This is a genomic window from Prevotella sp. AM42-24 (genome assembly GCF_003461825.1).
Lineage (GTDB): Bacteria > Bacteroidota > Bacteroidia > Bacteroidales > Bacteroidaceae > Prevotella > Prevotella hominis.
Window position 1 is genome coordinate 1 of record NZ_QTXV01000112.1, and the last position, 5,158, is coordinate 5,158.

General features: G+C 45.4%; 6 protein-coding genes. All 6 read left to right on the forward strand.

Features of this window, described 5'->3' with window-relative positions; genetic code table 11:
• Positions 1-2,247: BT4734/BF3469 family protein (locus DW917_RS16170; RefSeq protein WP_158570224.1), on the forward strand; the 2,247-nt coding region annotated here is incomplete at its 5' end.
• 117 nt (positions 2,248-2,364) lie between these two features.
• Positions 2,365-2,580 carry a DUF4248 domain-containing protein gene (locus tag DW917_RS16175; RefSeq protein WP_118120384.1) on the forward strand — a complete coding sequence of 72 codons (216 nt, stop codon included), beginning with the start codon at positions 2,365-2,367 and terminating at the stop codon, positions 2,578-2,580.
• A 188-nt stretch (positions 2,581-2,768) separates the two neighbouring features.
• On the forward strand, positions 2,769-3,338 hold the full coding sequence (locus tag DW917_RS16180) for a DNA-binding protein (protein ID WP_118120386.1): 570 nt from the start codon (positions 2,769-2,771) through the stop codon (positions 3,336-3,338).
• Between the two features lie 81 nt (positions 3,339-3,419).
• A complete protein-coding gene (locus tag DW917_RS18215; RefSeq protein WP_158570226.1) occupies positions 3,420-3,515 on the forward strand; it encodes a smalltalk protein in 96 nt (31 codons plus the stop codon).
• 112 nt (positions 3,516-3,627) lie between these two features.
• A complete protein-coding gene (locus tag DW917_RS16185) occupies positions 3,628-4,047 on the forward strand; it encodes an N-acetylmuramoyl-L-alanine amidase (protein ID WP_118120388.1) in 420 nt (139 codons plus the stop codon).
• Positions 4,048-4,221: 174 nt separating this feature from the next.
• Positions 4,222-5,136: a PDDEXK nuclease domain-containing protein gene (locus DW917_RS16190; RefSeq protein ID WP_118120390.1), complete on the forward strand. Its 915-nt coding sequence runs from the start codon at positions 4,222-4,224 to the stop codon at positions 5,134-5,136.
• Positions 5,137-5,158 lie beyond the last annotated feature (22 nt).

The window sequence follows — 5,158 nt, forward strand, 5'->3', positions numbered from 1 at the left end:
TCATTTTTTCAGTCGCTCAACTCTAAAATGAGCTGTCCGATCAATGATCTTCCTCAGATCGAGTCTTACATCACCCAGGATACTTCTATCAAGGGCTTTACCGTGGCCTACAGAAAGCGCTTGGCTATCGGAAAGAAATGTGCGGATGAACTGAAAGCGCTGACTCCGGGTATCTCCATCGCCGTGGAATTTGACGGCAAAGGCAGAGAGATTGACAACATCAAGGGGGCTACTGGCTTGGGACTCATTGACATCGATGGGCTGGATGAGCAGGAATTGGAGGCGGTCTTCAGTAAAGCTTCTCTTGCCAGCTACTCCTGCTGCATCTACCGCACCATCAGCGGTCATGGTTTGCGCATCTTCTTCAAATACAAAAGACCGGATGACTGCAAGCTGTCGATGATTGACCTCTACGAGTTGTCTCTTAACAAGGCTATCAACTTCTACGAGATGCTCTTGGGGAAGGAGGCTGACAGGAAGTGTACTGACTTCACCCGCCTTTCGGGGTTGGCTCATGATGAGAAGGCGTTCTTCAACTGGGATGCTGCTCCCATCTGTATCTCTGACGGGGATATCCACAACTTTGAACTGAAGAACACAAAGCCTACTCCACCTCACGACGCCGCTGCTGTCAAGAGAACCAGAAAACCGGGTGGCGGCAGAAAGAAAGCATCGAGCATCTGCCAAAAACCTACCATGGCCTTGGTGGCTCCTCATGTAGAGAATCTCATGAAGCAGTGGGGATTGGCATTTGAAAGTGGCAGTCACAATGATTACGTCAACCGATTTGCCTGGACCTGCAATCTCTACGGCATCCAGAAGGAGGAGGTGATAGTCTATGCCCAGGAGCATTTCTGCGGCGACTATGCCCCAGCCATCAGCGTGATCAACTCCTGCTATAAGCATGGCACCAGCCGCTTCGGTTCCTGGACTTTCTATACCAAGGATCAGGATCTGCCAGCCCGCCCTACCATCCGTTTCATCAAGCAGTGGCTGCTCTCCCGTCTGGAATTTCGCCGCAACAAGATGACATCCAAGATTGAAATCCGCAATCTCCTCGTAGAAAATGCCAAATACAAGAAGTGGACCAACTTGGAGGATACCATCAAGAACTCTATCTGGGTGGAGATGAACGAATCTAACATGGACGTTTCTATGAAAAAGTTGGAGGCCATCATCGACAGTGATTTCAGCATGGATTTTGATCCGTTGGAAGAGTACCTGAAAGGCTTGGCACCTTGGGACGGTGAGCATGACTACATCGGCGAACTGGCTGACCGCATCACCATCGAAGAGTTACCGGGTTACTTCCACGACCAGGAGCAGTTCCGCTATTTCTTCAAGAAATGGTTTGTCGGCATGGTTGTGGGTTGGGTGAATCCTACTGTGATAAACCAGACCATCCTCATCTTAGTGGGCAAAGGTGGTATCTACAAGACCACTTTCTTCAACTATCTGCTGCCGCCAGTTCTCAGAGCGTACTTCCTCAACGATTCTTCTGCCAACTACATGGACAAGGATTTCCTCGAGGCGTTCTTCAGCATGGCACTGATCTGTCTGGACGAGTTGGAGGCCATCTTCGGCAAGAACCTGAGTGCCTTCAAGAGCAACATGACCAAGCAGAAATTCTCTATCCGCCGTCCTTACGACAAGTACCGTTCGGAGCTGAGACATAGGAGTTCATTGGCTGCCACGAGCAATTCCATACAGATTATCCCGGATGAGGAGAACCGCCGTTACTCTCCTTGGCAGGTGAAGTGCATCGTCAGTCCGATAGAGAATCCTCTTGAGTACGACAAAATCTATGCTCAGGCTGTGGCGCTCGGTCAGAAGGTGGTGGAGAACCGCAAAAAGGGTTTGAAAAACGACTGGGTATATTGGTTGACCAACGAGGACATAGAGAAAATGAAGGTGCACAACAGATACTTCATGGTTGTCAACTTGTCTGAGGAACAGGTGAAGCGTTTCTACACCGTGCCGGACATAAAGAAAGCTGAGCAATATGGCACCAGACTGAAGTTCCGATACAATGCGGAGATCATGGAGCGTATCTGTACCAATCCTGCAATGCGCCAGAACATAACTTCTCAGAGTATCGGCTACACCATGTCAAGACTTGGTTTCCCTAAAGCTCACAGAAGCAAGGGAAACGGCTGGTGGGTCATAGAAAAAGAGGGTGCCGAGATCAATACTGATGCGCTCTTTTCTATGGCGGATGCACGTTCAAAAGAGGAGGATCGCAAATAACTTATTTAGAGGTCGGAAATGACTTATTTACGAATTGGAAATGACTTGTTTGTAGATCGGAAATGACTTGTTTGCAGGTCGAAAATGACTTGTTTCTGAAAATATAAAATAAAGACAATGAAAATTGAAGAAAGAATTTATGGGAAATCAGAGTTAGCTTTGGTCTATTTCCCTTCTTGCGATCCAGCCACAGCGCTGCGTCGATTGACACGTTGGATAAAAAGAAACCGAGAATTAAGCATGTGTTTATCAGATTGCCACAATGCCAAATATGCTAAGATTTGGACTCGACAACAGGTTTATCTCATCAAGTATTACCTCGGAGAACCGTAATTTTGAAAAAAAATCAACTTTATCGTGACATTAAATGACATTAAACGACATTAAATGACATTAAACGACATTGGGGATTTTTTATTTCGTACCTTTGTATTGTCAATCAGAACGGTTGGCGATGCAACAGATGGTGAATCCGCCGTAGCCCTCATTGCATCTGGTTACTAAAATTAAATTAATAGAAAATGATTCTGATCAATTTGAAGAAGAACAAGAATGAGAAGATGCCGAATGCATTTGGTAAGTACTATGCATTCCCAGTGATTAACCAGACTATCGGTATGGATGGTCTTTCCGAGCACATGGCGAGTCACAACACGCCGTTTTCAGCTGGTGCCATCAAGGGTATGCTGACCGACCTCGTGAGCTGTATCCGAGAGTTGACCCTGCAGGGTATCGCCGTGAAAATCGACAACCTGGCCATCTTCTCCATCGGCATCAAGAACAAATGTGGTGCTGCATCAGAAAAGGATTTCTCTGTGGCTAAGAACATTGAGAGTGTGAAGTTGAGAGCCAGAGCAACTGGTGTGCTGATGAGCGACCGCCTGAAACTCGATGCTACCATCAAGAGAGCAAGTGCCATATTGGGTGATGATAGTTCAAATGGTGAGAACGCTGGAGGCGGTTCTGTGAACGGTGATGCCGGCGGTTCGGGTGTCAACAAGCCTTCTGGCGGTAATACCCAGGAGAGTGGCGGCACCTCTCAGGGCACTGGATCTGAGAATGGAGGCAGCGGAGAAGATAATGAACTGTAAAACATAGGGTTAGGGATTCGTCCCTACCCTTACTCTTTTACTTGCTTACATAAAATATTAATTGAATAAAACATTTGGATTATGAAAAAGGAAACATTGAAGAAGATTATCAATTTTGCAATCACTGTTTTGACTGCCATCGCCAGCGCTTTTTGCGTCAGTTCCTGCCAGGGGTAAGGGGAACTGATGATGATGACATCAACTGCTGAAAGAACTATGTATGTATTAACTGCTAAGAAAGCGAAGTGAGTATTAACTAAATTTTTAAACTAAAAAAAACTTTTAGAACATGAGAGAAATCAATTTGATTGTGTTGCACTGCAGTGCAACCCGTGTGAACCAGGATTTTCCCATAGAGGCTTTGAAAGCCTGCCATAAGGCAAGAGGTTTCAAGTCTGTGGGCTACCACTACTACATCACAAAGGATGGTACGCTCTATCCTTGCCGCCCGGAGCGTGAGGTGGGTGCTCATGCCCGCCACTACAATGCCCACAGCATCGGCATCTGCTACGAGGGTGGTCTGGATGAGAACGGGAAGCCTGCTGATACCCGTACCTTGGCGCAGAAAGTGACGATGGAGGAGCTTCTCAAGAGTCTCCGCAAGGATTTTCCTGATGCCACGATTCTCGGGCACAGGGATCTTCCTGGTGTAAGAAAAGAGTGTCCTTGCTTTAGTGTTAAGGAGTGGTTGGAGGAGATTAAATCTTAGTTTTTCCCCTGGAGGGTGTGTCATAAGTCTGTGACACACCCTTTGAGTCGGGCAATTTTACAGATAATATTTTTAATTTGTCTAAATAGTAGCAATATATGCCAATTATTCATTTTTTCTGATTGATTATCAAGATAAAACATTATATTTGTAGCATTAAATGGTTTTAGAATTATGGCAAAGAAAAATATAGACTTAGCAGTAGTCCTTCATGATGATTGCGACTACAAGGACTGGCTTGTGGAACTCAAGGAACGATTCTACAGCCATCGCCTCAAAGCGTCATGTGCCACCAATGGCTACTTGTTGGACTTCTATTGGAAGTTGGGACGAGACATTGAAGCTAAGCAATATACTAATACTTATGGCTCTGGCTTTTATAAGAATCTCAGTCAGGATTTGAAGAACGAGATGCCTGGCGTAAAAGGGTTCTCGCCTATAAACTTGCGATATATGAGTAAGTTTTTCAAACTCTATGCTCCTCTATATAGAAATATTCCGCAGACTGCGGAACTTTTCTCTGATTCGTTGTCAGATTCAAATGTTCCGCAAGTTGCGGAACAATTTGAAAAACGTCAACAGCCTGTTGATGATTTCAATATGTTGTTATCAATTCCTTGGGACCATCATCGCCGTATCATCGACAAATGCAAGGATGATATGAACAAAGCCCTGTTCTTTGTAAGAAAGACATGGGAAAATAATTGGGGACGTGATGCGTTGCTTAATTGGCTTGACACAGACCTTTATGAGCGTGACGGCAAGGCTATCACCAACTTCCAGGCTACGCTTCCTGCTGTACAAAGCGACTTGGCGCAACAGATAACCAAAGACCCTTATCAGTTGGACTTTCTTAACTTAAGGGAGAAATATGACGAGCATGACATTGAGGAAGAATTGGTGAACAATGTAACACGTTTTCTTTTGGAACTCGGAAAAGGCTTCTCGTATATGGGCAGACAATTCCGCTTGGAGGTAGGACAACAGGAATTCTTCCCAGACTTGTTGTTTTACAATGCCCACCTCCATGCCTATGTGGTCATTGACCTGTTATGTTGTGCACAACATAATAATTCATATGTTGCGTAGTCAATTATGTTGGCTTCACATC